This window comes from Pseudomonas sp. Irchel 3H9, from assembly GCF_900187495.1.
GTDB lineage: Bacteria > Pseudomonadota > Gammaproteobacteria > Pseudomonadales > Pseudomonadaceae > Aquipseudomonas > Aquipseudomonas sivasensis.
Map to the genome: position 1 here is coordinate 165,439 of NZ_FYDK01000005.1, position 23,132 is coordinate 188,570.

At 59.6% G+C, this 23,132-nt stretch carries 21 protein-coding genes; 11 read left to right on the forward strand and 10 right to left on the reverse strand.

Features of this window, described 5'->3' with window-relative positions; all coding sequences use genetic code 11:
• Positions 1 to 14: 14 nt before the first annotated feature.
• The 5 genes from CKW32_RS19475 to CKW32_RS19495 all read right to left on the reverse strand — a co-directional run bounded on the left by CKW32_RS19475 (position 15) and on the right by CKW32_RS19495 (position 5,832).
• Positions 15 to 1,301 (reverse strand): ABC transporter substrate-binding protein, encoded by a 1,287-nt coding sequence (locus CKW32_RS19475; RefSeq protein WP_032891000.1) that lies wholly within the window; start codon positions 1,299 to 1,301, stop codon positions 15 to 17.
• A 104-nt stretch (positions 1,302 to 1,405) separates the two neighbouring features.
• Entirely contained in the window at positions 1,406 to 2,665 is a 1,260-nt protein-coding gene (locus CKW32_RS19480) for an AGE family epimerase/isomerase (protein ID WP_095185734.1), read from the reverse strand.
• Positions 2,666 to 2,915: 250 nt separating this feature from the next.
• Positions 2,916 to 3,761, reverse strand: a complete 846-nt coding sequence (locus CKW32_RS19485; RefSeq protein WP_032890998.1) for an ATPase — start codon at positions 3,759 to 3,761, stop codon at positions 2,916 to 2,918.
• A gap of 126 nt (positions 3,762 to 3,887) precedes the next feature.
• Positions 3,888 to 4,886, reverse strand: coding sequence for an NAD(P)-dependent oxidoreductase (locus CKW32_RS19490; protein WP_095185735.1), 999 nt, complete (start codon positions 4,884 to 4,886; stop codon positions 3,888 to 3,890).
• 52 nt (positions 4,887 to 4,938) lie between these two features.
• Positions 4,939 to 5,832, reverse strand: a complete 894-nt coding sequence (locus tag CKW32_RS19495) for a LysR family transcriptional regulator ArgP (protein ID WP_095185736.1) — start codon at positions 5,830 to 5,832, stop codon at positions 4,939 to 4,941.
• Between the two features lie 97 nt (positions 5,833 to 5,929).
• On the opposite strand from CKW32_RS19495, the gene CKW32_RS19500 reads away from it, so the two are divergent.
• The 6 genes from CKW32_RS19500 (at position 5,930) to CKW32_RS19525 (ending at position 13,462) form a co-directional block, all read left to right on the forward strand.
• Positions 5,930 to 6,331, forward strand: coding sequence for an ACT domain-containing protein (locus tag CKW32_RS19500; protein ID WP_032890994.1), 402 nt, complete (start codon positions 5,930 to 5,932; stop codon positions 6,329 to 6,331).
• 5 nt (positions 6,332 to 6,336) lie between these two features.
• Positions 6,337 to 6,939, forward strand: coding sequence for a LysE/ArgO family amino acid transporter (locus CKW32_RS19505; RefSeq protein ID WP_032890993.1), 603 nt, complete (start codon positions 6,337 to 6,339; stop codon positions 6,937 to 6,939).
• Between the two features lie 177 nt (positions 6,940 to 7,116).
• The gene (locus CKW32_RS19510; protein ID WP_032862548.1) at positions 7,117 to 7,713 is read left to right on the forward strand and encodes a superoxide dismutase; all 597 of its coding nucleotides are present in this window, start codon (positions 7,117 to 7,119) and stop codon (positions 7,711 to 7,713) included.
• 514 nt (positions 7,714 to 8,227) lie between these two features.
• A complete protein-coding gene (locus CKW32_RS19515; RefSeq protein WP_095185737.1) occupies positions 8,228 to 10,279 on the forward strand; it encodes a bifunctional diguanylate cyclase/phosphodiesterase in 2,052 nt (683 codons plus the stop codon).
• 126 nt (positions 10,280 to 10,405) lie between these two features.
• A complete protein-coding gene (locus tag CKW32_RS19520) occupies positions 10,406 to 11,749 on the forward strand; it encodes an imelysin family protein (protein WP_032890991.1) in 1,344 nt (447 codons plus the stop codon).
• Between the two features lie 258 nt (positions 11,750 to 12,007).
• A complete protein-coding gene (locus CKW32_RS19525; RefSeq protein ID WP_095185738.1) occupies positions 12,008 to 13,462 on the forward strand; it encodes a TrkH family potassium uptake protein in 1,455 nt (484 codons plus the stop codon).
• Here CKW32_RS19525 and CKW32_RS19530 read toward each other — a convergent pair.
• On the reverse strand, positions 13,419 to 14,477 hold the full coding sequence (locus CKW32_RS19530) for an AraC family transcriptional regulator (RefSeq protein WP_032890989.1): 1,059 nt from the start codon (positions 14,475 to 14,477) through the stop codon (positions 13,419 to 13,421). The genes CKW32_RS19525 and CKW32_RS19530 overlap by 44 nt on opposite strands.
• A gap of 162 nt (positions 14,478 to 14,639) precedes the next feature.
• Between CKW32_RS19530 and CKW32_RS19535 the strand changes: the two genes are divergently transcribed.
• From CKW32_RS19535 to CKW32_RS19545, 3 genes are all read left to right on the forward strand, one after another.
• On the forward strand, positions 14,640 to 14,951 hold the full coding sequence (locus CKW32_RS19535) for a DUF962 domain-containing protein (protein WP_032890988.1): 312 nt from the start codon (positions 14,640 to 14,642) through the stop codon (positions 14,949 to 14,951).
• Between the two features lie 363 nt (positions 14,952 to 15,314).
• Positions 15,315 to 15,497 carry a hypothetical protein gene (locus CKW32_RS19540; RefSeq protein WP_095185739.1) on the forward strand — a complete coding sequence of 61 codons (183 nt, stop codon included), beginning with the start codon at positions 15,315 to 15,317 and terminating at the stop codon, positions 15,495 to 15,497.
• 105 nt (positions 15,498 to 15,602) lie between these two features.
• Complete coding sequence (locus CKW32_RS19545) at positions 15,603 to 16,799, forward strand: MFS transporter (RefSeq protein ID WP_095185740.1); 1,197 nt, start codon at positions 15,603 to 15,605, stop codon at positions 16,797 to 16,799.
• Here the strand turns inward: CKW32_RS19545 and arfB are convergent.
• The gene (gene arfB / locus CKW32_RS19550; protein ID WP_095185741.1) at positions 16,796 to 17,209 is read right to left on the reverse strand and encodes an alternative ribosome rescue aminoacyl-tRNA hydrolase ArfB; all 414 of its coding nucleotides are present in this window, start codon (positions 17,207 to 17,209) and stop codon (positions 16,796 to 16,798) included. The genes CKW32_RS19545 and arfB overlap by 4 nt on opposite strands.
• A gap of 179 nt (positions 17,210 to 17,388) precedes the next feature.
• Positions 17,389 to 18,807 (reverse strand): amino acid permease, encoded by a 1,419-nt coding sequence (locus tag CKW32_RS19555; RefSeq protein ID WP_032890982.1) that lies wholly within the window; start codon positions 18,805 to 18,807, stop codon positions 17,389 to 17,391.
• Positions 18,808 to 19,443: 636 nt separating this feature from the next.
• Here CKW32_RS19555 and CKW32_RS28330 point away from each other — a divergent pair.
• Together CKW32_RS28330 and CKW32_RS19565 are read left to right on the forward strand one after the other, a co-directional pair.
• Positions 19,444 to 19,581 (forward strand): hypothetical protein, encoded by a 138-nt coding sequence (locus CKW32_RS28330; RefSeq protein WP_003175756.1) that lies wholly within the window; start codon positions 19,444 to 19,446, stop codon positions 19,579 to 19,581.
• Between the two features lie 70 nt (positions 19,582 to 19,651).
• Positions 19,652 to 20,611, forward strand: coding sequence for a leucyl aminopeptidase (locus tag CKW32_RS19565; protein WP_095185742.1), 960 nt, complete (start codon positions 19,652 to 19,654; stop codon positions 20,609 to 20,611).
• A gap of 126 nt (positions 20,612 to 20,737) precedes the next feature.
• Here CKW32_RS19565 and CKW32_RS19570 read toward each other — a convergent pair whose 3' ends face one another.
• A complete protein-coding gene (locus CKW32_RS19570; protein ID WP_095185743.1) occupies positions 20,738 to 21,667 on the reverse strand; it encodes a tyrosinase family protein in 930 nt (309 codons plus the stop codon).
• Positions 21,668 to 21,867: 200 nt separating this feature from the next.
• Positions 21,868 to 23,079, reverse strand: coding sequence for a 23S rRNA pseudouridine(2605) synthase RluB (gene rluB, locus CKW32_RS19575; RefSeq protein ID WP_095185744.1), 1,212 nt, complete (start codon positions 23,077 to 23,079; stop codon positions 21,868 to 21,870).
• Positions 23,080 to 23,132 lie beyond the last annotated feature (53 nt).

Here is a 23,132-nt window from a genome sequence, read left to right on the forward strand (position 1 = left end):
CACAAGGTCAGCTTTTACTTGGCTGACTTGATCGCAGCGCCGAGTTTCTTGGCGGTGTCGGCCGGGTCTGCTTTCGGGTCGTTGATGAAGTTGGTCACGACATCAAAGAACGCGCCTTGCACGGCCAGTGTGGTGGCCATGTTGTGCGCCATGCTTGGCTGCAGGCCGCCAGACTTGGCGTCTGCCAGGAAGTCTTTGGCAGCGGTCTGGGCGCAGGAGTCGAAGCCGAGTTTGTCCATTTCATTGAGCATGTCAGTACGAACAGGGATCGAACCCTTGTTGATGCTGAACACTTTCTGGAAGTTTTCACCCAGCACGACTTTGGCGATGTCCTGCTGACCGGCAGCGGTGCCTTTGTCTTTCTGCTTGAACACCGCCAGGGAGTCGATGTTGTAAGTGAAGGCTTTGTCGGTGCCCGGGAAGGCTACGCACTCGTAGTCTTTACCGGCGACTTTCTTGGCGGCAGTCCATTCGGACTTGGCCCAGTCACCCATGATCTGCATACCGGCCTTGCCGTTGATGACTTTGCCGGCTTCGAGGTTCCAGTCCTGGCCTTTGCCATCGACGTCCATGTAGGTCGCGACTTTCTTAAGCTCGGTGAGGGACTTGACCATTTCCGGGCCGGTCAGCGCGGCGTTATCCAGGTCAACCAGGGCTTTCTTGTAGCCATCGGCACCCATCACCGAGAGCACGACCGCTTCGAACACGGTGCTGTCCTGCCAAGGCTGGCCACCGTGGGCGAGCGGAATAAAGCCCGCAGCCTTGAGCTTGTCGCCGGCTGCGTAGAATTCTTCGAGGGTGGTTGGGTTCTTGGTGATACCGGCTTTCTTGAAGACTTCCGGGTTGATCCACAGCCAGTTCACACGGTGAATGTTGACCGGCACGGCGACGTAGTCACCGTCGTACTTCACAGTGTCGGAGACTTTCTTGTCGAGCAGGGAGTCCCATTTTTCTTCTTTGGCGACGTCTTTGAGCACGTCAGTGTCGAGCAGGCCAGTGGACGCCCATTCCTGGATATCGGGGCCTTTGATCTGGGCAACGCCGGGAGGGTTACCGGCGACCGCGCGGCTTTTGAGCACGGTCATGGCAGTGGCGCCACCGCCGCCTGCAACGGCACCGTCTTTCCAGGTGAAGCCGTCTTTCTCGACTTGGGCCTTCAGGACATCTACAGCCGCTTTTTCGCCACCCGAGGTCCACCAATGCACAACTTCAACCGTACCTTTGGAGTCGGCGGCAAATGCACTGAGGGGAAACAACGAGGCAACGGAAATAGCTACGGCGAGGCGATTAATCGCGTTCATCTGAATACCTTTTCTTGTTGTTATGCATGCAAGTCTAGAGCTTGCGCTGCACGGAGTTTAAACATGGTTTTTTCGAGCGCGGGTAACAAAGGGACGCACAAATGTCACCAGTTGGTGACATAGCGCCCAGCGCTTAATGCGCTGGTCATGCTCGGTGCCAAGGGCAGTGCAGGCAGCACCACCGCTTGCCAGGCATGGTACAGGTCCGGCTTGCCACCCCAGATAGTGCTGCTGGGCTGGTTATGCGGGTTGAGTTCGTGGTGCCAACTGCCGTGGATGCGGTCGATAAAGTGGGTTTCGCAGAACTCCCAGAAGCGCCGATACCAGGTTTCGTAATGCAGTTCGCCAGTGCGTTTAAGCAAGGCTTGGGCTGCGGCGCAGGCTTCGGCGTGGGTCCAATGCAAGCGTTCGCGCACCACCGGCTGGTGATTCCAGTCCAGGGTGTAAACGATGCCGGGGGCGCCATCCACGGCCCAGGCGTATTCGCAGGCGCTGGCGAACAAGCCTTTGGCGTCGCTCACCAACCAATCTGGCGTAGCCAGCCCGGCTTGCAGGCGGGCGGCCTCCAGGTGCAGCACCAGCCGCGCCCATTCAAAACCGTGGCCTGGGGTGATGCCGTAGGGGCGGAAGCCGTCGGCGCGGTTGTCTTCGTTGTAGTTCAGCAACGGGCGCCAGTGCGGGTCGAAATGCTCGATGACCATAAACTGGTTACCGGCGGCGTGGGTGTGGATCACGCGCTCGACTATACGCAGTGCACGATCCAGCCAGCGGGTATCGCCCGTCACATCGGCCAAGGCAAGGAAGGCTTCGGTCGCGTGCATATTGCTGTTGGCGCCGCGATAGGCTTCGACGCCGCTCCAATCCTGAGCAAAGGATTCGAGCATAACGCCCTCGGCTTCGCTCCAGAAAAACTGGTCGATGATGTGGGTCGCATCATTGAGCAGGTTTTGCGCACCAGGCGCGCCCGCCACCACGGCAGAACTGGCTGCCAGGGCGACGAAAGCATGCAGGTAGGCGGCCTTGCCGGTATTGCCATCGAAGGCCTGAGGCGTGGCGAACCAACCGCCGTGTTTGCTATCACGCAAAGGGCCACTGAGGGCCGCAACACCGTGCTCAACCAGTTCGGCATAGCCCGGCAAGCCCATGGCATGGGCCATGGCGAAGCTGTGGGTCATGCGTGCGGTATTCATGGTTTCGGCGTGGGCATTGGCTGGCAGTTGGCCTTTTTCGTCGAGGTTGCCAAAACCTTCAGGCAGACGCGAGGCCTTGGCGAATGCCAGCAAGCGCTGCCCTTCGGCGGCGAGCCAAGCGTGATGGGCAGGTGCATTCAGCCAACTGCTGGCAGGCAGTCGTTGCGTAGTCATGGGTGGCCCTTATTATTTTTTGTGGGGTGACCGGAGTCTAAACAAGGGCGAGATGAGGGCAAGTAACGAAGGGGAAGGTAAATGTCACCAAGCAGTGACAATGTTAAAGGTGAGCATTATTCCACCCTAAGCATCCAATCCAAATGTAAGAGGGGGCTTGCTCCCGATAGCAGAGTGTCAGTCGTTACATCTATTGACTGATCCACCGCCATCGGGACCAAACCCCCTCCCACATTAAGGCTGGTTTTGGTCATTGACCCAGAGGGGTGATCTTCGCCGGTGCGTTGAGCTGTTGTTGCAGGTTCTGCACCTGGCTTTGCAGGGTAGTGATATTGCGGGTGGTCTGGATGCGGAACACATCGAACTCTTTATTGGTCGGCGCATCGTTATTGGCCGGCTGGTTGTCCTGCGCGCTTTTGAGCACAACCAAATCCTGCTCAAGACGGGCGATGGCGGCGCTTGGGTTGCCTTGTTTTTTCAGCGCGGCAACGTCGGCGACCAACTCTTTTATCTCACCGTCGCGCTTGCCTGCATCACCTTGCGCAGCCTTGAGGCTGGCTACGGCGTCGGTCAGGGCCTGCACCTGACCTTGCAGCTTGGCATTGGCGCTCGACAGCTCGTTGGTGCTGGACGTCATTTGTGCGAGACGCTTGTCCAGTTCGGTGGCCTGGCCGGCTACGCCGAGTTGCTGCTTGCCCTGCTCCAGCAGTTGGCTTTCCAACTGCTTGATCTGCAGTTTCAATGCTTCGCTGCCGTTGTTCACGCTGGCTTCGCTGGCTACCACCTTGCCGGAGATATCCTGCAGGCGCCCCGCCGCTTCTTCGCTGATCCGCGCAAAACTTTCCTGGGTGGCAACCAACTGCTGGCCCATCAGGGATATCTGCTGGAAGCTCCACCAGGCCAGGCCGGCGAAGGCGATCAGCAGCGCGCCGATCAATGCCCACAGCGGGCCGGTGCTGGCGCCCTTGACCTTGACGACCGGCACGTTGCGCGAACGCACCGAGGTGGCCGGGGAAGGTTCGAAATCATCGTCATCCCCATGATCGGCCCGCAGGCTGGGAACGTTGTCGAAATCGTCTTTAGCATCGTTACGCATGAATCAACCCTGAATCGGTGAGTTAGCTGGCTGGTGGCCGAGCGACGGGAGTATAAGCCCCAGCCCCGTCGCACTGATCGACCCGGAACCCTGAATTCGGTTCCCGATGTGTTGCCTGGTGTGACCTTATTTGAGCCCCGGATCCTGCGCCTTCCACCAACTGCAGAACTCGTCGAGGGCGGTCCACAGGCTGACCTTCGGCTCGTAATCCAAATAATGCCTGGCGCGGCTGATGTCGAGGGTGAAATCTTTGTTCATCACCTGCATGCCCAGGCGCGTCAACGCCGGCTCGGGGCGCCCGGGCAACAGTGCGCAGACTGCCTCGTTCAGCGCCGCCACGCTGTAGGACAAGCCGTAGGACCGATACCGGGTGACCTGAGGCAGTTCCATTTGGCGCATCACGTAGTTCACCACATCCCACACCGGCACTGGCGCGCCGTTGCTGATGTTGTAGGCCCGCCCCAACGCCGAACCGGGGGCCAGCAAACTGCTGAGCAGGGCTTCGTTGAGGTTATGGATACTTGTGAAGTCGACCTTGTTCAGGCCGTCGCCGACGATCGCCAGGCGCTTCTTGCGCTGCATTTTCAGCAAGCGCGGGAAAATACTCATGTCCCCGGCACCAGTAACGAAACGCGGGCGCAGGGCGAGCACTTCAAGGCCGAACTCCTGGGCACCGAAAACCTTTTGTTCCGCCAGGTATTTAGTCGCAGCGTAGGGATGTTTGAAGCGTTTTGGCACTTGTTCTTCAGTCAGGCCCAGATGATCGCGGCCATCAAAATAAATCGAAGGCGACGACAGGTGCACCAGGCGCCCAACCCGCTGTTTAAGGCAGGCTTCAACGACGTTTTCGGTGACCAGCACGTTGCCCTGGTGAAAGTCCTGGTAACGCCCCCACAGTCCCACCGCACCCGCGCAGTGCACCACGGCTTCGACATCGCGGCACAGGTCGCGCACCAGGTCGGCGTCGTTCAGATCACCTTGGATAAACTCGGCGCCGCGCCGTACCAGGTGTTCCACACCCTCGGCGCGCCGCCCGTTGACCCGCACGTCCAGGCCCTGCTCCAGGGCGAAACGCGCAAAGCGCCCGCCGATGAAGCCGCTTGCGCCGGTGACCAGAATCTTCATGTATTACCCCGTGTTCTTTCGTTTTTCATCGCTGTTGCCTTGACGACCGCTCTCAGTCCAACGGCACCAACCATTGGCCACATGCGTGGGCCAGGTGGTCGGTCAGCAGGCCCAACAACTGCCCGCCACTGCGCCAATGATGCCAGTACAACGGCACATCGATGGGCTTATCTGGCAATAACTCCACCAGCACACCCTTTTCCAGCTGGTCGCGCACCTGCAGTTCAGGCACCAACCCCCAGCCAAGCCCGGATTCCGCCAGGCGGATAAAGCCTTCGGACGATGGGCATAAATGGTGTTCGAAACCACCGTCCACGCCGAGGGATGCCAGGTAGCGGTGCTGTAGGAAGTCATCCGGACCAAACACCAGCGCTGGTGTGCGGGCCAGTTGATCGGCGCGCACTCCCTGTGGAAAGTGACGGGCAACAAAGGCCGGGCTGGCGAGGGCCCGATAGCGCATGGCGCCCAACAACAGACTGCGGGCGCCGGCCACCGGACGTTCGCTGGCGCAGATACACGCAGCCACTTCACCAGCGCGCATGCGTTTGAGACCAACGGTCTGGTCTTCCACAATCAGATCCAGCAGCAAATGCTGTTCGGCGCAGAAGTCACTGACGGCCTCAGCCCACCACGTGGCAAGGCTGTCGGCATTGAGGGCGATGCGCAGGCGTTCGGGCATGCCTTCTTCGTCCAGCGCGGGCACCTGGCTTTGCAGATCGCGCTCCAGCAAGCGCACCTGCTGCACATGGTTAAGCAGACGTCGCCCAATATCGGTCGGCGTCGGCGGTGAGGCGCGCACCAGCACCGGCTGGCCGATGCGCGCTTCCAATAATTTGATGCGCTGGGAAATCGCCGATTGCGACAGCCCCAGCACTTGGGCGCCTCGTTCAAAGCCAGCCTGTTCCACCACCGCCGCCAGGGCGGAAAGCAATTTATAGTCGAACATCAGTTTCTCTAATGAGCGATCAGCAGTATTGGTTTTTCTTATACAGGTAAGCCCGTGAGAATGACCAGCATTGCTTACTTCTATTAAGGAATCTCACATGGCCGGCGAAACCGCCCTGGCAACCCTGTTGCGCAGTATGAGCCCTCACCTCAATGACGGTGATTACGTGTTCTGCACCCTGCCCGATCACAACATCCCGGCAGGATGCGAAGTGATCGGCAGCTTCCGTGAACAGGAAGGCCTGACGCTGATCCTGGAACGCCAGCAAGCCGAACACGCTGGGTTGGCCTTCGATTACGTAGCCGCCTGGATCACCCTGAATGTGCATTCAGCCCTGGAAGCCGTTGGCTTGACGGCCGCCTTCGCCAGTGCGCTGGGCAAGGCTGGGATCAGTTGTAACGTGATTGCCGGCTACTACCACGACCATCTATTTGTCGGCCGGGCCGATGCAGAACGCGCGATGCATGTGTTGCGGCAACTGGCTACGGACTCGGAGTAAACCCTATGTGGCAAAGCTATCTGAATGGGCTGTTGGTGGCGCTGGGACTGATCATGGCCATCGGTACGCAGAACGCTTTTGTATTGGCGCAAAGCCTGCGCCGTGAACATCACCTGCCGGTGGCGGCGTTGTGCGTGGTGTGTGATGCGCTACTTGTGGCGGCCGGGGTGTTCGGCCTGGCCACGGTCCTTGCGCAGAACCCGCTGCTGTTGGCGGTTGCCCGCTGGGGCGGCGCGGCCTTCCTGTTGTGGTACGGCACCCTGGCACTGCGTCGGGCGTTCTCGACACAGAGCCTGGAACAAGGCGGCAACCTCAAAGTGCGCTCGTTGCGCGCGGTGATGCTCAGTGCCTTGGCGGTGACACTGCTCAACCCCCACGTTTACCTGGACACGGTGCTGCTGATCGGCTCACTCGGCGCGCAACAGACCGAACCTGGCGCCTACGTAGCAGGGGCCGCAAGTGCATCATTCCTGTGGTTTGCCACCCTGGCACTCGGCGCCGCGTGGCTGGCCCCCTGGCTCGCACGCCCGGCCACATGGCGGCTGCTGGACTTGGTGGTGGCAGTGATGATGTTCAGCGTGGCTTACCAATTAATAAGCGCGCCATGAACTTATTCCAAAAGGCTCTGGAACCTCTATCCCACACAGTTGTTGCGTGGTTTTGCCGCACCCCCGGTGCTATGATCCTGCCCCTGCGCCGCAAAGAGTACAAACTCCCCGGCGCTTGTTTGGCCGCCCGTGATCGGCCTTGCGCTCACCGCAACTGACCTGATTAGGAGAATCATCATGGCTTTCGAATTGCCGCCGCTGCCCTACGCACACGATGCCCTGCAGCCGCACATCTCCAAGGAAACCTTGGAGTTCCACCACGACAAGCACCACAACACCTACGTCGTGAACCTGAACAACCTGGTGCCTGGCACCGAGTTCGAAGGCAAGACTCTGGAAGAGATCGTCAAATCTTCTTCGGGCGGCATCTTCAACAACGCCGCTCAGGTCTGGAACCACACTTTCTACTGGAACTGCCTGGCGCCAAACGCCGGCGGCCAACCAACCGGCGCTCTGGCTGAAGCCATCAACACTGCGTTCGGTTCGTTCGACAAGTTCAAGGAAGAGTTCACCAAGACGTCCGTCGGCACCTTCGGTTCCGGTTGGGGCTGGCTGGTGAAAAAGGCTGACGGTTCCCTGGCCCTGGCCAGCACCATCGGCGCCGGCAACCCGCTGACCAGCGGCGACACCCCGCTGCTGACCTGCGACGTTTGGGAACACGCCTACTACATCGACTACCGCAACGTACGTCCAAAGTATGTGGAAGCGTTCTGGAACCTGGTCAACTGGAAGTTCGTGGCTGAGCAGTTCGAAGGCAAAACCTTCACTGCCTAAGCAACCCTTGCAGTAGAAAGAGCCCGGCGATTGCCGGGCTTTTTTGTGGGCGTCGACTCTGGACCGACCGGGAAGTGCGGAACTCAATAAGCGGAATACGCCACCCAACCGGTGAGAGGAATACACCTCTCACTCAATGTCGGAGAATCAGTGATGAATCCAATGTCGATGATCGGCGGCGCAGCCTCCGCGCTCTTGCCTGTCCTGGGTAAAGCGGCGGAAATAGGGATGGATGTGGTTAAGGACATATTGGGCGCCAAGGCTCCTCAGTTAGGGGCGGATCAACAGCCACCAGCCCCGCCAAAGATTGAGTTTTAATCCGCCACCCGCTTGACGCCCCTTCGCACTCGCACGCGTAACAAATAACGGCGGATCAAATCCGCCGTTTTCCTGCCCCCTGCCCGAACAAAACATCCATCCCCTTCTCCCTGCAATGTTCCTTTGACTGCCATCACCAGATTGCCAATACTCATGGCATATTGAAGGCCACCCGCATGAGACAAGGAATGCCCCTTTGAAGCTGGAACTCAAAAACAGCTTGTCGGTGAAGTTGCTACGGGTTGTGCTGCTGTCGGCATTGGTCGTGGGCGTTGCGCTGAGCGTGGCGCAGATCGTTTTCGATGCCTACAAGACGCGCCAGGCCGTGGCCGAAGATGCCCAGCGCATCCTCGACATGTTCCGCGACCCCTCGACCCAGGCTGTCTACAGCCTGGACCGCGAGATGGGTATGCAGGTGATTGAAGGTCTGTTTCAGGACGATGCCGTGCGCATGGCCTCCATCGGCCATCCCAACGAAACCATGCTCGCGGAAAAAAGCCGCGCTTTGCAGCATTCCTCCAGCCGCTGGTTGACCGACCTGATTCTGGGACAGGAGCGCACGTTCACCACCGCATTGGTCGGCAAAGGCCCCTACAGCGAGTACTACGGCGACCTGAGCATTACCCTCGACACCGCCACCTATGGCAAAGGCTTTATTGTCAGCTCAGTGATCATCTTTATTTCCGGGGTATTACGCGCATTGGCCATGGGCCTGGTGTTGTACTTGGTGTATCACTGGCTGCTGACCAAGCCGCTGTCGCGGATTATCGGGCACCTAACGTCGATCAACCCGGACCGCCCCAGCGAACACAAGATCCCGCAGCTCAAGGGCCATGAACGCAACGAATTAGGGTTGTGGATCAATACCGCCAATCAGTTACTCGAATCTATCGAACGTAATACCCATCTGCGCCACGAAGCAGAAAGCAGCCTGCTGCGCATGGCCCAGTATGATTTCCTGACCGGCCTGCCGAATCGCCAGAAACTGCAGGAGCAACTGGACAAGATCCTGATCGACGCCGGCCGCCGTCAGCGCCGCGTAGCGGTGTTGTGCGTGGGGCTGGATGATTTTAAAAGCGTGAACGAGCAGTTCACCTACCAGGCCGGCGATAAATTGCTACTCGCCCTGGCCGACCGTCTGCGGGCCCACAGCGGCCGCCTCGGCGCGCTCGCCCGCTTGGGGGGTGACCAGTTCGCCCTGGTACAGGCCGATATCGAACAGCCTTATGAAGCCGCCGAACTGGCGCAAAGTATCCTCGACGATCTGGAAGGGGAATTCGCCCTCGACCACGAACAGATTCGTCTGCGGGCCACGATCGGCATCACCCTGTTCCCGGAAGACGGTGACAGCACCGAGAAGCTGCTGCAAAAAGCCGAACAGACCATGACCCTGGCCAAGAGCCGTTCGCGCAACCGCTATCAGTTTTATATCGCCAGCGTCGACAGCGAGATGCGCCGTCGCCGTGAGTTGGAGAAAGACCTGCGGGAAGCCCTGGGACGCGACCAGTTTCACCTGGTGTACCAACCGCAGATCAGCTATCGCGACCAGCATGTGGTAGGTGTGGAAGCGCTCATCCGCTGGCAACATCCAGAACACGGCTTGGTGCCGCCGGACCTGTTTATCCCGCTGGCCGAACAGAACGGCACCATTATTGCGATCGGCGAATGGGTGCTGGACCAGGCTTGCCGGCAATTGCGCGAATGGCATGACCAGGGCTTCATCGACCTGCGCATGGCGGTCAACCTGTCCACCGTGCAGTTACACCACGCCGAATTGCCGCGGGTGGTCAATAACCTGATGCAGATTTACCGTTTACCGCCGCGCAGCCTGGAGTTGGAAGTTACCGAAACCGGGCTGATGGAAGACATCAGCACCGCCGCCCAACACCTGCTGAGCCTGCGCCGCTCCGGGGCGTTGATCGCCATCGATGACTTTGGCACCGGCTATTCATCGCTCAGCTATCTCAAGAGCCTGCCGCTGGACAAGATCAAGATCGACAAAAGCTTCGTCCAAGACCTGCTGGACGACGACGACGATGCCACCATCGTGCGGGCGATTATCCAACTGGGCAAAAGCCTGGGCATGCAGGTCATCGCTGAAGGCGTGGAAACCGCCGAGCAAGAGGCCTACATCATCTCTGAGGGCTGTCATGAAGGTCAGGGCTACTACTACAGCAAACCCTTGCAGGCCCGGGAGCTGGCAGTTTTTCTGAAGCAGGCTGAGCGTAATAACGCAGCCATTCTCTGACGTGGCAAAACGATACTGAATATTTCCCGCGTTTAACCCTTTACACAAAATGCAAATCTTTCGCATTATGTTGCAGTTTTGCGCGCCCCCGCGTGCCCTATTAACAACCGAAGCAGGATGTTCGCCATGATTCGTATGCCCCTGGCCACCGCCAGTCTGCTGGCCATTGCCATTTCTCTCGCCGGTTGCGGCGAAGGTAAAGACAAGGCCGCAGCGCCCCAGGCGCCGACCCCGGCCGCCAGCACCACCGCTCCAGCGGCTGCCACTCCTGCCGGTCAGGTCGACGAAGCGGCTGCCAAGGCCGTTGTCGCGCATTACGCCGATATGGTCTTCGCGGTGTACAGCGATGCCGAATCCACCGCAAAAACCCTGCAAACCGCGATCGACGCCTTCCTCGCCAAGCCCAACGACGAAACCCTGAAAGCCGCCCGTGCCGCTTGGGTTGCAGCGCGAGTGCCGTACCTGCAGAGCGAAGTGTTTCGCTTCGGCAACACCATCATTGATGATTGGGAAGGTCAGGTTAACGCCTGGCCCCTGGACGAAGGCCTGATCGACTACGTCGACAAATCCTACGAGCACGCCCTGGGTAACCCTGGCGCCACTGCCAACATCATCGCCAACACCGAGATCCAGGTCGGCGAAGACAAGATCGACGTGAAGGACATCACCCCGGAAAAACTCGCCAGTCTCAACGAGCTGGGTGGTTCCGAAGCCAACGTCGCCACCGGCTACCACGCCATCGAATTCCTGCTCTGGGGCCAAGACCTGAACGGCACCGGCCCTGGCGCCGGCAACCGTCCTGCCTCGGACTACCTGACCGGCGATGGCGCCACTGGCGGCCACAACGAGCGTCGTCGTGCCTACCTCAGCGCCGTGACCCAATTGCTGGTCAGCGACCTGCAGGAAATGGTCGGCAACTGGAAACCCAACGTCGAAGACAACTACCGCGCCACCCTGGAGGCAGAACCTGCCACCGACGGGCTGCGCAAAATGCTGTTCGGCATGGGCAGCCTGTCCCTGGGCGAGCTGGCCGGTGAGCGCATGAAGGTTTCCCTGGAAGCCAACTCGCCGGAAGACGAACACGATTGCTTCAGCGATAACACCCACAACTCGCAGTTCTACGACGCCAAAGGCATCCGCAACGTCTACTTGGGCGAATACACCCGCGTCGACGGCACCAAGATGACCGGCGCGAGCCTGTCGTCCCTGGTAGCCAAGGCCGATCCGGCTGCCGACACCGCTCTGAAGGCCGACCTGGCTGCGACCGAAGCCAAGATGCAGGTCATCGTTGATCATGCCAACAAGGGTGAGCACTACGACCAGTTGATCGCGGCCGGCAACGACGCAGGCAACCAAATCGTGCGCGACGCGATTGCTTCGCTGGTCAAGCAGACCGGTTCGATCGAAGCCGCAGCGGGCAAGCTGGGCATCAGCGACCTGAACCCGGATAACGCTGATCACGAGTTCTGATCAGTGCCGTGTTGAATGAGGCGACCTTCGGGTCGCCTTTTTTTTACCTGCCTTTCACAGCAGTACCAACACTCAGGAACCAATGCGGGAGGGGGCTTGCCCCCGATAGCGCTGGTTCAGCAGATATTTCCTTCGCTGACGCACCGCCATCGGGGGCAAGCCCCCTCCCTCATTTGATTTGCGTCGCTTTCAAGGCCCGGTTTACATGCCCTGCACCCTAGGTAGAATGACGCCTCTGCCCTATTTCGAGCTCATTTCATGGCGTTGCCGACCCTACGCATCATCGGTTTCATCATCGGCATCTTCCTGATCACCCTCGCGATCGCCATGGTCGTGCCCATGGCCACCCTGGTGATCTTCGAACGCACCAGCGACCTGCCCTCGTTCCTGTGGGCCAGCCTCATCACCTTTATCGCTGGCCTTGCCCTTGTAATCCCCGGTCGCCCCGAGCACGTGCACCTGCGCCCGCGGGACATGTACCTGCTCACGGTTACCAGTTGGGTGGTGGTGTGTGTGTTCGCCGCGCTACCGTTTTTGCTGACCCAGCACATCAGCTACACCGACTCGTTTTTCGAAAGCATGTCCGGCATTACTGCCACCGGTTCTACGGTGCTCAGCGGGCTGGACAGTATGTCGCCGGGCATCCTGATGTGGCGTTCGCTGCTGCACTGGCTGGGCGGTATCGGCTTTATCGGCATGGCGGTAGCGATCCTGCCGCTGCTGCGCATTGGCGGCATGCGCCTGTTCCAGACCGAGTCCTCGGATCGTTCGGAAAAGGTTATGCCCCGCTCACACATGGTGGCGCGGCTGATTGTGTCGGCGTATGTAGGCATCACCATCCTCGGCAGCCTGGCGTTCTGGTGGGCCGGCATGGGCCTGTTTGACGCGATCAACCATGCGATGTCGGCGATTTCCACCGGTGGGTTCTCTACCTCCGACGAATCCCTGGCCCACTGGAAACAACCGGCGGTGCATTGGGTCGCGGTGGTGGTGATGATCCTCGGCAGCCTGCCATTCACCCTGTACGTCGCCACTTTACGCGGCAACCGCCGGGCGCTGCTCAGGGACCAGCAGGTACAGGGCTTGCTCGGTTTGCTGGTAGTGACCTGGCTGGTGCTCGGCACCTGGTACTGGTGGACCACCAACCTGCACTGGCTGGATGCACTGCGGCACGTGGCGTTGAACGTCACCTCAGTCGTCACGACCACCGGCTTTGCGCTGGGGGACTACAGTCTGTGGGGCAACTTCTCACTGATGTTGTTCTTCTACCTGGGCTTTATCGGTGGCTGTTCAGGTTCCACCGCCGGCGGGATCAAGATCTTCCGCTTCCAGGTCGCCTATATCCTGCTCAAGGCCAACTTGAACCAGCTGATTCACCCCCGCGCGGTGATCAAGCAGAAGTACAACGGCCACCGTCTCGACGAAGAGATCGTGCGCTCGATCCTGACCTTCTCGTTTTTCTTTGCCATCACCATCTGCGCTATCGCGTTAGCCCTGTCACTCCTGGGCCTGGACTGGATGACCGCACTCACCGGCGCCGCCAGCACCGTCTCCGGCGTCGGCCCTGGCCTTGGGGAAACCATCGGCCCGGCGGGCAACTTCTCCAGCCTGCCGGATGCGGCCAAGTGGATCCTGTCCCTGGGCATGCTGCTGGGCCGGCTGGAGATCATCACAGTCTTTGTTCTGTGCATCCCGGCGTTCTGGCGTCACTGACGGTCGACGTGTCTTGCAACCGCGCCCGGTATTCGCCGGGCGTGGTATCGAACCAGCGGCGAAACGCGCGGAAGAAGTTGCTCGGATCGGCAAAGCCCAGCAGGTAGGCAATCTCCAGCAGCGTCATGCTCGGCTGTGCCAGGTATTGCTCGGCGAGTTCGCGGCGGGTGTCGTCGAGCAGGGTCTGGAAACTCGTGCCCTCCTCCTGCAGACGCCGCTGCAAGGTGCGCTGGGACAGGTGCAACGTCTGGGCCACCACTTCACGCTTGGGTTCGCCTTGGGGCAGCAGACGACACAGCACTTGCCTCGCCTTGTGGGTCACGCGGCTCTCGGAAAAGCGCGCCAGGTATTCACCGGCAAAACGGTCGTGCAACAACGCCATCGCCTCGTTGGCCGTCGGCAGCGGTGCGTCCATGTCGGCGCGTTCGAAAATCAACGCGTCATAGGGCGCGTTGAACTCCAATGGTGCATGGAAAGCTTGCTTATAAGGCTCCAGGTCCGCCGGTTGTTCACCTTGCAACATGACTTTACGCGGCTGCAAGGTACGGCCGGTCAGCCAGCCGCATAGTGCCAATGCACAGGCCAGAGAGGCTTCGGCACTTTGCCTTGTGGGCGGCAGATGATCGCCATGCACCGTCAGAATCAGCGCATAGCCTTCGGGCAGCAGTCGGAAACTCAAGTCGGCGCTTTCGGCAATGATCCGCTGGTAACGCACCAGCCGCATGAAGCCCTCGGCCAGGGTGTTACTGGACATCAACGCATAACCCGCCACATGAAACGACGCCGGGCGCACTACCTTGCCCATGTTCAGGCCAATCGCGGGGTTGCCCGACAGCTCGACCGCCCGTTGCCACAGGCGCGTCATGGAGTCTTGCGGGAACCGAGCATCGGGGTCATTGAGGGCGGCGTAGTCAAGGCCCAGTTGCTTGAACAGGGCGCGGCAATCCAGACCATCCATTTCCAGTGCCTTGACTATCCCCATCGCCCAGCTTGCAGAAGTTGTTCGTTCGCTCATGGCGTCTTCTTAATAAAGCAGGCTCATAACGGCAGCCAGGAATTCAAGGATACTAAAGTGGCATCTAATGTCACTGGCTGTTACCACTGATCACTCTAGACTCAAATAAGCTCCCCGCCGAACATCTGTTGGGCGGCACAACAATCAAAAGGGCCGGTCACCGTGGAAAACGTCAAGCGATTCAATAGCTTCGCCGAGTTTTACCCTTACTATTTGGCCGAACATGCCAACAGCACCTGCCGTCGCCTGCACTTTATCGGCACCACCCTCGTGATCGGTATTTTGGCCTATGCCATTGGCAGGGGGTCGTTAGGCCTATTGCTGGCCGTGCCGATTGCCGGCTACAGCTTTGCCTGGATCGGACACTTCTTCTTCGAAAAGAACCGCCCGGCAACCTTTCAGCACCCGTTCTACAGCCTGCTGGGAGATTTTGTGATGTACCGCGACATGATCCTGGGCAAGGTGCCGTTCTGAACGGTGTGACCTCTTGTCACTTGCGTGAAGCCATAAAGGTTCGTGCATCCGCCGATATAAAAGTCTTTTTGTCATTTACAGTGCTGTATCCTGCCAAAGCTTTTTGAGAGCGCGGAATCACCTGCGATTGAAAAAACAGACCTTGCGAGGAGCGACGACGATGCACGAGATACCTAATCTCCCCTTCCCAAGCCTGCACGAAACTGAGCAGCCAACACCGCAGCAGGCCAGCGCGAAGCAGCCTGAGGCCAAAGAAGCAAAACCAGTCGACAGCAAAAGCCAGGACTGACGCCGTACCAGACCGTGTGGAAAGCGCAGCTTTGAGCGCTTTCCACACTGCCTGAATCCTCCGAGATCCCCACCATGACCGATACCCTCCCCAATACCCCGGACACCGCCGTACTCGACGCCGCCTTGCAGATGGTCAAGGTGTGGAACCGCCTCAGCGCGGACAAGCAAGCCGTACTGCTCAAGCGCTTCGGTACCCAGGAAAACGCCTTGGCTGCTCTGGTCACCACCCAATTACTGGCCCCGACCAAAACCTGACGTCTTTTTGATCTGACGTTTTTGCGTTTTACCGCCCTGCACACGTCAAAGCACCGGTATCATTAGCAGCCTATCTTTACCTGCTGCGACAGTGGACCTCTCCCCATGCCAGATACCCAGCGCCCCATAGCGGTCACGCTGCAAGTTGTTTCCATCGTGTTGTTCACCTTTATCGGCTACCTGAATATCGGTATCCCCCTGGCCGTGTTGCCGGGCTATGTCCACAGTGAGTTGGGCTATGGCGCGGTGATCGCAGGGCTGGTGATCAGCGTGCAATACCTGGCCACCCTGCTGAGCCGTCCTTACGCGGGCAAAATCATCGATAACCTGGGTAGCAAGCGCGCGGTGCTGATCGGCCTGGCGGGCTGCGGCCTGAGTGGCGTGTTCATGTTGCTCGCTGCGTGGTTTTCAAACCTGCCGGCTGTCAGCCTGGGCAGCCTGCTCGTCGGTCGATTGGTACTGGGCAGCGCAGAAAGCCTGGTGGGGTCTGGCGCCATCGGCTGGGGCATCGGCCGAGTTGGCGCGGCGAATACGGCCAAGGTCATCTCCTGGAACGGCATTGCCAGCTATGGCGCGCTGGCCGTCGGCGCGCCGTTGGGCGTAGTGCTGGTGAAGAATTTCGGGCTGTGGAGCATGGGCGTCAGCATTATCCTGCTGGCCGTCGTCGGCCTGTTGCTGGCCTGGAACAAGGTTGCCGCGCCGATCGTGGCCGGTGTGCGCTTACCGTTCATGAACGTGCTGGGCCGCGTATTGCCCCACGGCTGCGCGCTGGCTTTGGGGTCCATCGGCTTTGGCACCATCGCCACCTTCATCACCTTGTATTACAACACTCAGCACTGGGATAACGCGGTGTGGGCCCTGAGCCTGTTTGGCGCCAGTTTTATCGGCGCACGGCTACTGTTCGGGAATTTGATCAACCGCATCGGCGGCTTTCGCGTGGCGATTGCGTGCCTGTCAGTAGAGATCCTCGGCCTGCTGTTGCTGTGGCTGGCGCCTGACGCCAACCTGGCCTTGGCCGGCGCGGCATTGAGCGGGTTCGGGTTTTCACTGGTGTTTCCGGCACTGGGGGTGGAAGCGGTCAACCTGGTGCCCGCGTCCAGCCGCGGTTCGGCGGTAGGCGCCTACTCGCTGTTTATCGACCTGTCCCTGGGCATCACCGGTCCGTTGGCCGGGGCCGTGGCGGCAGGCTTCGGTTTTGCGTCGATCTTCCTGTTCGCCGCCCTCGCCGCCCTCGGTGGCTTGCTGCTGAGCGTGTACCTCTACCGGCAAGCGCCCCTGGCCCGCGAGGCACGCGGCGACTAAAAGTCGACCTTGCCACGCCCCGCCTTGATGCTGCCGCGCTTGGTCTTGGATTCCAGGCGCCGCTTCTTCGAACCCAGGGTAGGCTTGGTCGGCCGGCGCTTTTTCTCCACCTTGGTGGCGCTGAGGATCAACTCCACCAGACGTTCCAACGCATCGGCACGGTTCTGTTCCTGCGTGCGATATTGCTGGGCCTTGAGTATCAGCACCCCTTCGCTGGTGATCCGGCTGTCGCGCAGCGCCAGCAACCGCTCCTTGTAGAACTCCGGCAACGACGACCCCGGAATGTCAAAACGCAGGTGCACCGCGCTCGACACCTTGTTGACGTTCTGCCCACCCGCGCCCTGGGCACGGATGGCGGTCAGCTCGATCTCGGCGTCGGGCAGGTGCACGTTGTTGGAAATAACCAGCATCAATCAAAAACCTTACGAAACGGACAAGCCCTACTCGGACAACAACATCGACGCCTGGGCTTTGGAAATCACGGCGCCTTTGAACAGTTTGGCATCATTGAGACGAAATCCGCTCAAATCACCGCCCCGCCAACAAAAAACCCGGCAAAGCGCCGGGTTTCCTGTTTATGCCAGCGGGCTTACTTCAGCACACTTGCCGCAGTCAGCGCCGCTTCGGCACTGCGCTTGTTCTTGATCCAGTAACACACCGCCATAAACGCCACCCACACCGGGATCGCATACACAGACACCTGGATCCCCGGAATCATCAGCATGATGACCAGGATAAACACCACGAACGCCAGACACACATAGTTGCCATACGGGTACCACAGCGCCTTGAACAGCGGCACTTGGCCTGTGCGGTTCATGTGCTGGCGGAACTTGAAGTGGGAGAAGCTGATCATCGCCCAGTTGATCACCAGCGTGGCCACAACCAGGGACATCAGCAGTTCCAGGGCATGTTGCGGGATGAAGTAATTCATCAGCACGGCCACCAGGGTCACGGCCGCCGAGGCGAGGATGGATCGCACCGGTACACCGCGTTTGTCGATCTTGGCCAGGGCCTTGGGCGCATCGCCCTGCTCGGCCATGCCCAGTAGCATGCGGCTGTTGCAGTAGGTACCGCTGTTGTACACCGACAACGCTGCGGTCAAGACCACGAAGTTGAGGATGTGCGCGGCGGTGTTGCTGCCCAACATCGAGAACACCTGCACGAACGGGCTGCCGCTGTAGGCATCGCCGGACGCATTAAGGGTCGCCAGCAGGCTGTCCCATGGCGTCAGCGACAACAGCACCACCAAGGCGCCGATGTAGAAAATCAGGATGCGGTAGATCACCTGATTGATCGCCTTGGGGATCACAGTGCGTGGCTGATCGGCCTCGGCGGCGGTGAAGCCGAGCATTTCCAGGCCGCCAAAGGAGAACATGATGATCGCCATGGCCATCACCAAGCCACCCACGCCATGGGGGAAGAACCCGCCGTGTTCCCACAGGTTGCTCACCGAGGCTTGCGGGCCGCCGCTGCCGCTGACCAGCAGATAGCTGCCCAAGGCGATCATGCCGACGATCGCCACTACCTTGATGATGGCGAACCAGAACTCGGCTTCACCGAAGACTTTGACGTTGGCCAGGTTGATCAGGTTGATCAACACGAAGAACGCCGCTGCCGAGACCCACGTCGGGATCTCCGGCCACCAGTAGTGCACGTATTTTCCGACGGCGGTCAGCTCGGACATGCCCACCAGGATGTACAAAATCCAGCAGTTCCAACCCGACAGGAAGCCGGCAAAACCGCCCCAGTACTTGTGGGCAAAGTGGCTGAAGGAACCGGCGACCGGCTCTTCGACGATCATTTCGCCGAGTTGGCGCATGATCATGAAGGCGATGAAGCCGCAAATGGCATAGCCCAGGATCATCGACGGGCCGGCGGACTTGAGCACCCCGGCCGAGCCGAGGAACAAGCCGGTGCCGATGGCGCCACCGAGGGCGATCAACTGGATGTGCCGATTTTTCAGGCCGCGTTTCAGCTCGCCTGAAGAGGAATTGGGTCCACTCATAAAAAGGGTCTCACGCAAGGTTTGATGATGTGAATGCACGTGGCTGACTTGAATTCCGCCTCAAGCAGCGCCGCTCAAACCCCAGCGAAGGCACCAGGAGTACAGCGTCTTTCTAACGGTCATGCGTCACCTGTTTGTTTTTATCTGTGACGAAATCGAACCCGCCAGGCTCGTGGCCAGGCGGAATGATCAGGGTCGGCAAACCCCGAGGTCTTGGCCTTTTGCGGGTTACGCAAAGGGGGTCACAGTAAAACGCGGCGCATTGTACACCGCTCGACAGCTTACGCCCGCCCCCGAACGGTGCGTGCGACGATCTGTCAGGGATTCCTTACAGCCTTGAGTTGACCAACAACGCCGAGACTTACTCGTAAACTAATCGTTACATACCGGAAACACTGCGTTACAGCTGTCATCTTTGGAAAAATTGGCGGTAAGAAATTTCCGCGCAAAAGGCGCTGGCAGCTCACTGTATTTCCTCAGAAAAAAACGCCCGCTAAAAAACAGAAGAAAAAATCCAAATGAAACCGTGTCAATAAATATTTTGCATTAAACAACAGGGTCTCCTAGGTTCATTCCACTTGCCAGCGACGCCCGTTGGCAGGCAGTTCTCAAACACCGTCCTCTAGGAGATACACCATGCAAGCACTGGAAAACGACCTGGAAACCGAACTGCAACTCGACGACTGGTTTGAAGCGCCGACCCATGAGGCCGCCGTAGAAATGATGCAAGCTGATGCCGTAGTGCCATTTGGCACCGCGATGTGGCCTTTCTAACCGGCAGGCATCCGGCAGGTGCTGTGCACGGCGCCTGCCCCCTTACCCAAGGCACACAAGGACAGACGTCATGGACAAGGCCCGCGCCGTTGAACACTTTCTCTACTACCTCGCCCACCACCCGGCCCTCAGCGGCCTGAACTGCCCAAACGTACTGCTGGGCCATACCGAGCGCTACGATGCCATCGCCCAAGCCATCAACCACAGCAACGCCGCACGCTTCAACTTCCAGGTGCAGCGCCTGGACCTGACCGCCAGCGACACCCTGGCCGAGGCTATTGAAGGCTGTGACCTGTATCTGTTTCTGTACGATTCCTCGACCCTGCCCAACCCTCGCGCCGAAGGCCCTGACTTTATCCGTGCCCTGCAGGGTGTGATGGCTGAACACTGGAAGAAGTCCTTGCTGTTCAAGGATTACGGTGACTACTTCTACGACACCTTCAGCGTCGAACCGCAACGCATTGCCGACCTCAACGCCACGCTGATCCGGCGCATGGGCCAGGCGAATGTGCTGAGCTTTACCGATAAGCACGGCTCACGCCTTGAGGCGCCGCTGAGCAGCATCAAGAAGTGGACCAATATCAACGGCGTGGGCAACCACGACCTTGCCCCCGGTGAGATCGCCACCCACAGCGAGGCCATCAACGGGCAGGTACGGTTTGTCGGCACCTTTCTCAGCACCATCCCGTTCGCGCGCAAATACGGCGTGCTGCAATCACCGCTGGAGCTGTGGATTGAGAATTCGACCGTCTGCAGCGTGGCCAGCGATGTGCCCGGGCTGGTGGATGACTTCAACAAATACTTGAACGCCAACCCGTCCAATCGTCGGGTGGAGGAATTGGGAATTGGCACCAATGAAGGGGTGAAAGACTTGTATGCGCGCAATGCCGGGTTCGAGGAGCGCCACTGTGGGCTGCACTTGGGTCTAGGTGGAGGGCAGAAAGGCAGCCATCACTTGGACCTGATCTTCGCCAGTGGGGTGCTGGCACTGGATGACAAGCCAGTGTTCGATGGCACCTTTGCGTTCTAACGATATTCCCAGTATGGGTTTGCTCGCGAGGCCGTATGACAACGCCTGTGTAAAGCGCCCGACACACCGCCTGCGCGAGCAAGCCTGCTGCTGTTTTCTTGATCGATCAGGTGTGTCAGAGGAGAGTCACACGTTCTGCGAGCCCATCTCGCATGTCGTCAGCGTCGGCGAGCCGAGGGATGCGGGTACTGAAGTGAACACACCGTAGGTGTAATCCAGACTCTCAGTCGTGATCACGCTGTCAACAGTCCAGGTCTCCGGCCAAGGAGCGGGATTGTTCGGAGCATGGAAGACCAGTGTGGCCTGACGGTCCAGCCCAGGCATATCCGATACCGGATAATAGGGCAAAGAGGTGGGATGCTGACGCTTCCAGCGCTCCCACAACAGGTCAAGGTAACAGTGGTGCAGGAAAAACACCGGATCGTTAGGTGAGGACGGCATCGACATGTTACCGCCCACCCAGCGATGCACAGGGTCATGCAGCACGCCTTCACAGAAATTGCCCCAACTGTCCGGCCCTGGGGCATACGGCGTCTTGGCCAGCGCATCCAGCACTTGTTCGGAGTTCGGCAGATGCGCGCCGGGCCCTGCGCCCAGTTCGCGGCGCAAGCCCTTATCCCCCTCCGGAACCCCCTGGCGAATTTCAAAGCGCCCGTCCTGATAAGCGAATGGGCCCGACGTTACACGCTGGGCTTGAGCACTGTCGCCATCGCCGCCCAAAAAGCCAGGCGTGAATGGATTGCTTGAGCCCTCCATCGACCAGTCCCAGAATGGCAGGGTGACGCTGGTATCGTTAACCGCGCTTTGCAGATCCCGCTCGAATTGACGCAGGAATACGCGGTGCCAAGGGAAAAACAGCGGCGAGCGGTGCGGCATCGGCGTGAAAGCCTCCGGGCCGTCGAAGGCGTTGCTGTGAACCTGTACGTAATCGTCATAGCGCATTTGCTGTCCGGGACGCAGGACACTTTGGACGTCGTTTTTCAGCAGCAGGATGGCCTGGATAAAAAGGGCTTTCTGTTCACGGGTCATGTAGCGGTGATTGATGCGGATATCCATGGTCGTCGCCTCGTGGCATAAGTGAGTGCAGGGCTCAATCTAGTGCCGCGGTGGTGAACGCCGGTGGTAACTGTTTAGCCCACACCGCACACCATCACTCGACGAATAACGATCCGGTGAAACGCTCCAGGCGCAAATCCCGCCGCAAAAAAAACGCCAACTTCAACAGTTGGCGTTTTTTTTATGCAGCGCTTATTGCATCACTGCGGCTTCTTGCGACCAAACCCCGGACGCTGACCCGAACCCGCTGGAGCGCCACGGCGCTTGCCCGACGGCTCGTCCGCGACCAGTTTCGGGCCGGGACGCTTGTTTGCCGCCGGCTTGGCTGGGCGCTTGGTGCTGGCGTTGTCGGCCGGGCGATCCGTTTCGCCACGGTTGCTGCGACCACCGGCCGGCGCAGGACGCGGTGCACGCGGTGCGCGCTCGCCTTCCTGACGCGATGGGGCCGTTGGACGACGCTCACCTTCAATATGCGGCTGACGGGAGATACGCCCGCCAGTCGCCGGCGCATCCAGCGCCGGGCGCACAGTGCGCGCTACGCGCTCGGTACGTGCCACAGGACGCGACGATTTGCGCTGCATGCGCTCAAGCTTGTCTTTGCTCTTGGCGTTCATCTGCGGCATGGCAACTGGCGTCAGGCCCACTTCGGCGCTGAGGATGTCGACTTCGTACTGGCTCATTTCGCGCCAGCGGCCCATCGGCAGGTCGGAGTTCAGGAACACCGGGCCGAAACGCACGCGCTTCAGGCGGCTCACCACCAGGCCCTGGGATTCCCACAGGCGACGTACTTCACGGTTACGGCCTTCCATCACCACGCAGTGGTACCAGTGGTTGAAACCTTCACCACCTGGAGCCTGCTTGATGTCGGTGAACTTGGCCGGGCCGTCTTCGAGGACGACGCCAGCTTTCAAGCGCTCGATCATCTCGTCATCGACTTCGCCACGTACACGTACCGCGTATTCACGGTCCATCTCGTAGGACGGGTGCATCAGGCGGTTGGCCAGTTCACCGTCGGTGGTGAACATCAGCAAGCCGGTGGTGTTGATGTCCAGACGACCGATGTTGATCCAGCGGCCTTCTTTGGGCTTAGGCATTTTGTCGAACACGGTCGGACGGCCTTCCGGGTCGTCACGGGTGCAGATCTCGCCGTCGGGCTTGTTGTACATGATCACGCGGCGCACCGATTCGGCGGCCTCTTCACGCTTGATGACTTTGCCATCAATGGTGATTGCATCGTGCAGATCGACGCGCTGACCGAGGGTGGCCTCGACGCCGTTGACCTTGATGCGCTTCTGAGTGATCCAGGCTTCGACGTCGCGGCGCGAGCCCACGCCGATACGCGCCAGCACCTTTTGCAGCTTTTCGCCTGCAGGGCCGATTTCCTGGCTGTCGTTCTGGTCTTTATCGTTCATCTTAAGCACCTCCCGGTGGGTCGATTCAGGCGTGGCCTGAAGAGTGTTGAAAG

Coding starts and splice junctions, on each gene's coding strand:
- CKW32_RS19475 (WP_032891000.1), bottom strand. CDS start 1,301: ATGAACGCGATTAATCGCCTCGCCGTAGCTATTTCCGTTGCCTCGTTG.
- CKW32_RS19480 (WP_095185734.1), bottom strand. CDS start 2,665: ATGACTACGCAACGACTGCCTGCCAGCAGTTGGCTGAATGCACCTGCC.
- CKW32_RS19485 (WP_032890998.1), bottom strand. CDS start 3,761: ATGCGTAACGATGCTAAAGACGATTTCGACAACGTTCCCAGCCTGCGG.
- CKW32_RS19490 (WP_095185735.1), bottom strand. CDS start 4,886: ATGAAGATTCTGGTCACCGGCGCAAGCGGCTTCATCGGCGGGCGCTTT.
- CKW32_RS19495 (WP_095185736.1), bottom strand. CDS start 5,832: ATGTTCGACTATAAATTGCTTTCCGCCCTGGCGGCGGTGGTGGAACAG.
- CKW32_RS19500 (WP_032890994.1), top strand. CDS start 5,930: ATGGCCGGCGAAACCGCCCTGGCAACCCTGTTGCGCAGTATGAGCCCT.
- CKW32_RS19505 (WP_032890993.1), top strand. CDS start 6,337: ATGTGGCAAAGCTATCTGAATGGGCTGTTGGTGGCGCTGGGACTGATC.
- CKW32_RS19510 (WP_032862548.1), top strand. CDS start 7,117: ATGGCTTTCGAATTGCCGCCGCTGCCCTACGCACACGATGCCCTGCAG.
- CKW32_RS19520 (WP_032890991.1), top strand. CDS start 10,406: ATGATTCGTATGCCCCTGGCCACCGCCAGTCTGCTGGCCATTGCCATT.
- CKW32_RS19525 (WP_095185738.1), top strand. CDS start 12,008: ATGGCGTTGCCGACCCTACGCATCATCGGTTTCATCATCGGCATCTTC.
- CKW32_RS19530 (WP_032890989.1), bottom strand. CDS start 14,477: ATGAGCGAACGAACAACTTCTGCAAGCTGGGCGATGGGGATAGTCAAG.
- CKW32_RS19540 (WP_095185739.1), top strand. CDS start 15,315: ATGACCGATACCCTCCCCAATACCCCGGACACCGCCGTACTCGACGCC.
- CKW32_RS19545 (WP_095185740.1), top strand. CDS start 15,603: ATGCCAGATACCCAGCGCCCCATAGCGGTCACGCTGCAAGTTGTTTCC.
- arfB (WP_095185741.1), bottom strand. CDS start 17,209: ATGCTGGTTATTTCCAACAACGTGCACCTGCCCGACGCCGAGATCGAG.
- CKW32_RS19555 (WP_032890982.1), bottom strand. CDS start 18,807: ATGAGTGGACCCAATTCCTCTTCAGGCGAGCTGAAACGCGGCCTGAAA.
- CKW32_RS28330 (WP_003175756.1), top strand. CDS start 19,444: ATGCAAGCACTGGAAAACGACCTGGAAACCGAACTGCAACTCGACGAC.
- CKW32_RS19565 (WP_095185742.1), top strand. CDS start 19,652: ATGGACAAGGCCCGCGCCGTTGAACACTTTCTCTACTACCTCGCCCAC.
- CKW32_RS19570 (WP_095185743.1), bottom strand. CDS start 21,667: ATGGATATCCGCATCAATCACCGCTACATGACCCGTGAACAGAAAGCC.
- rluB (WP_095185744.1), bottom strand. CDS start 23,079: ATGAACGATAAAGACCAGAACGACAGCCAGGAAATCGGCCCTGCAGGC.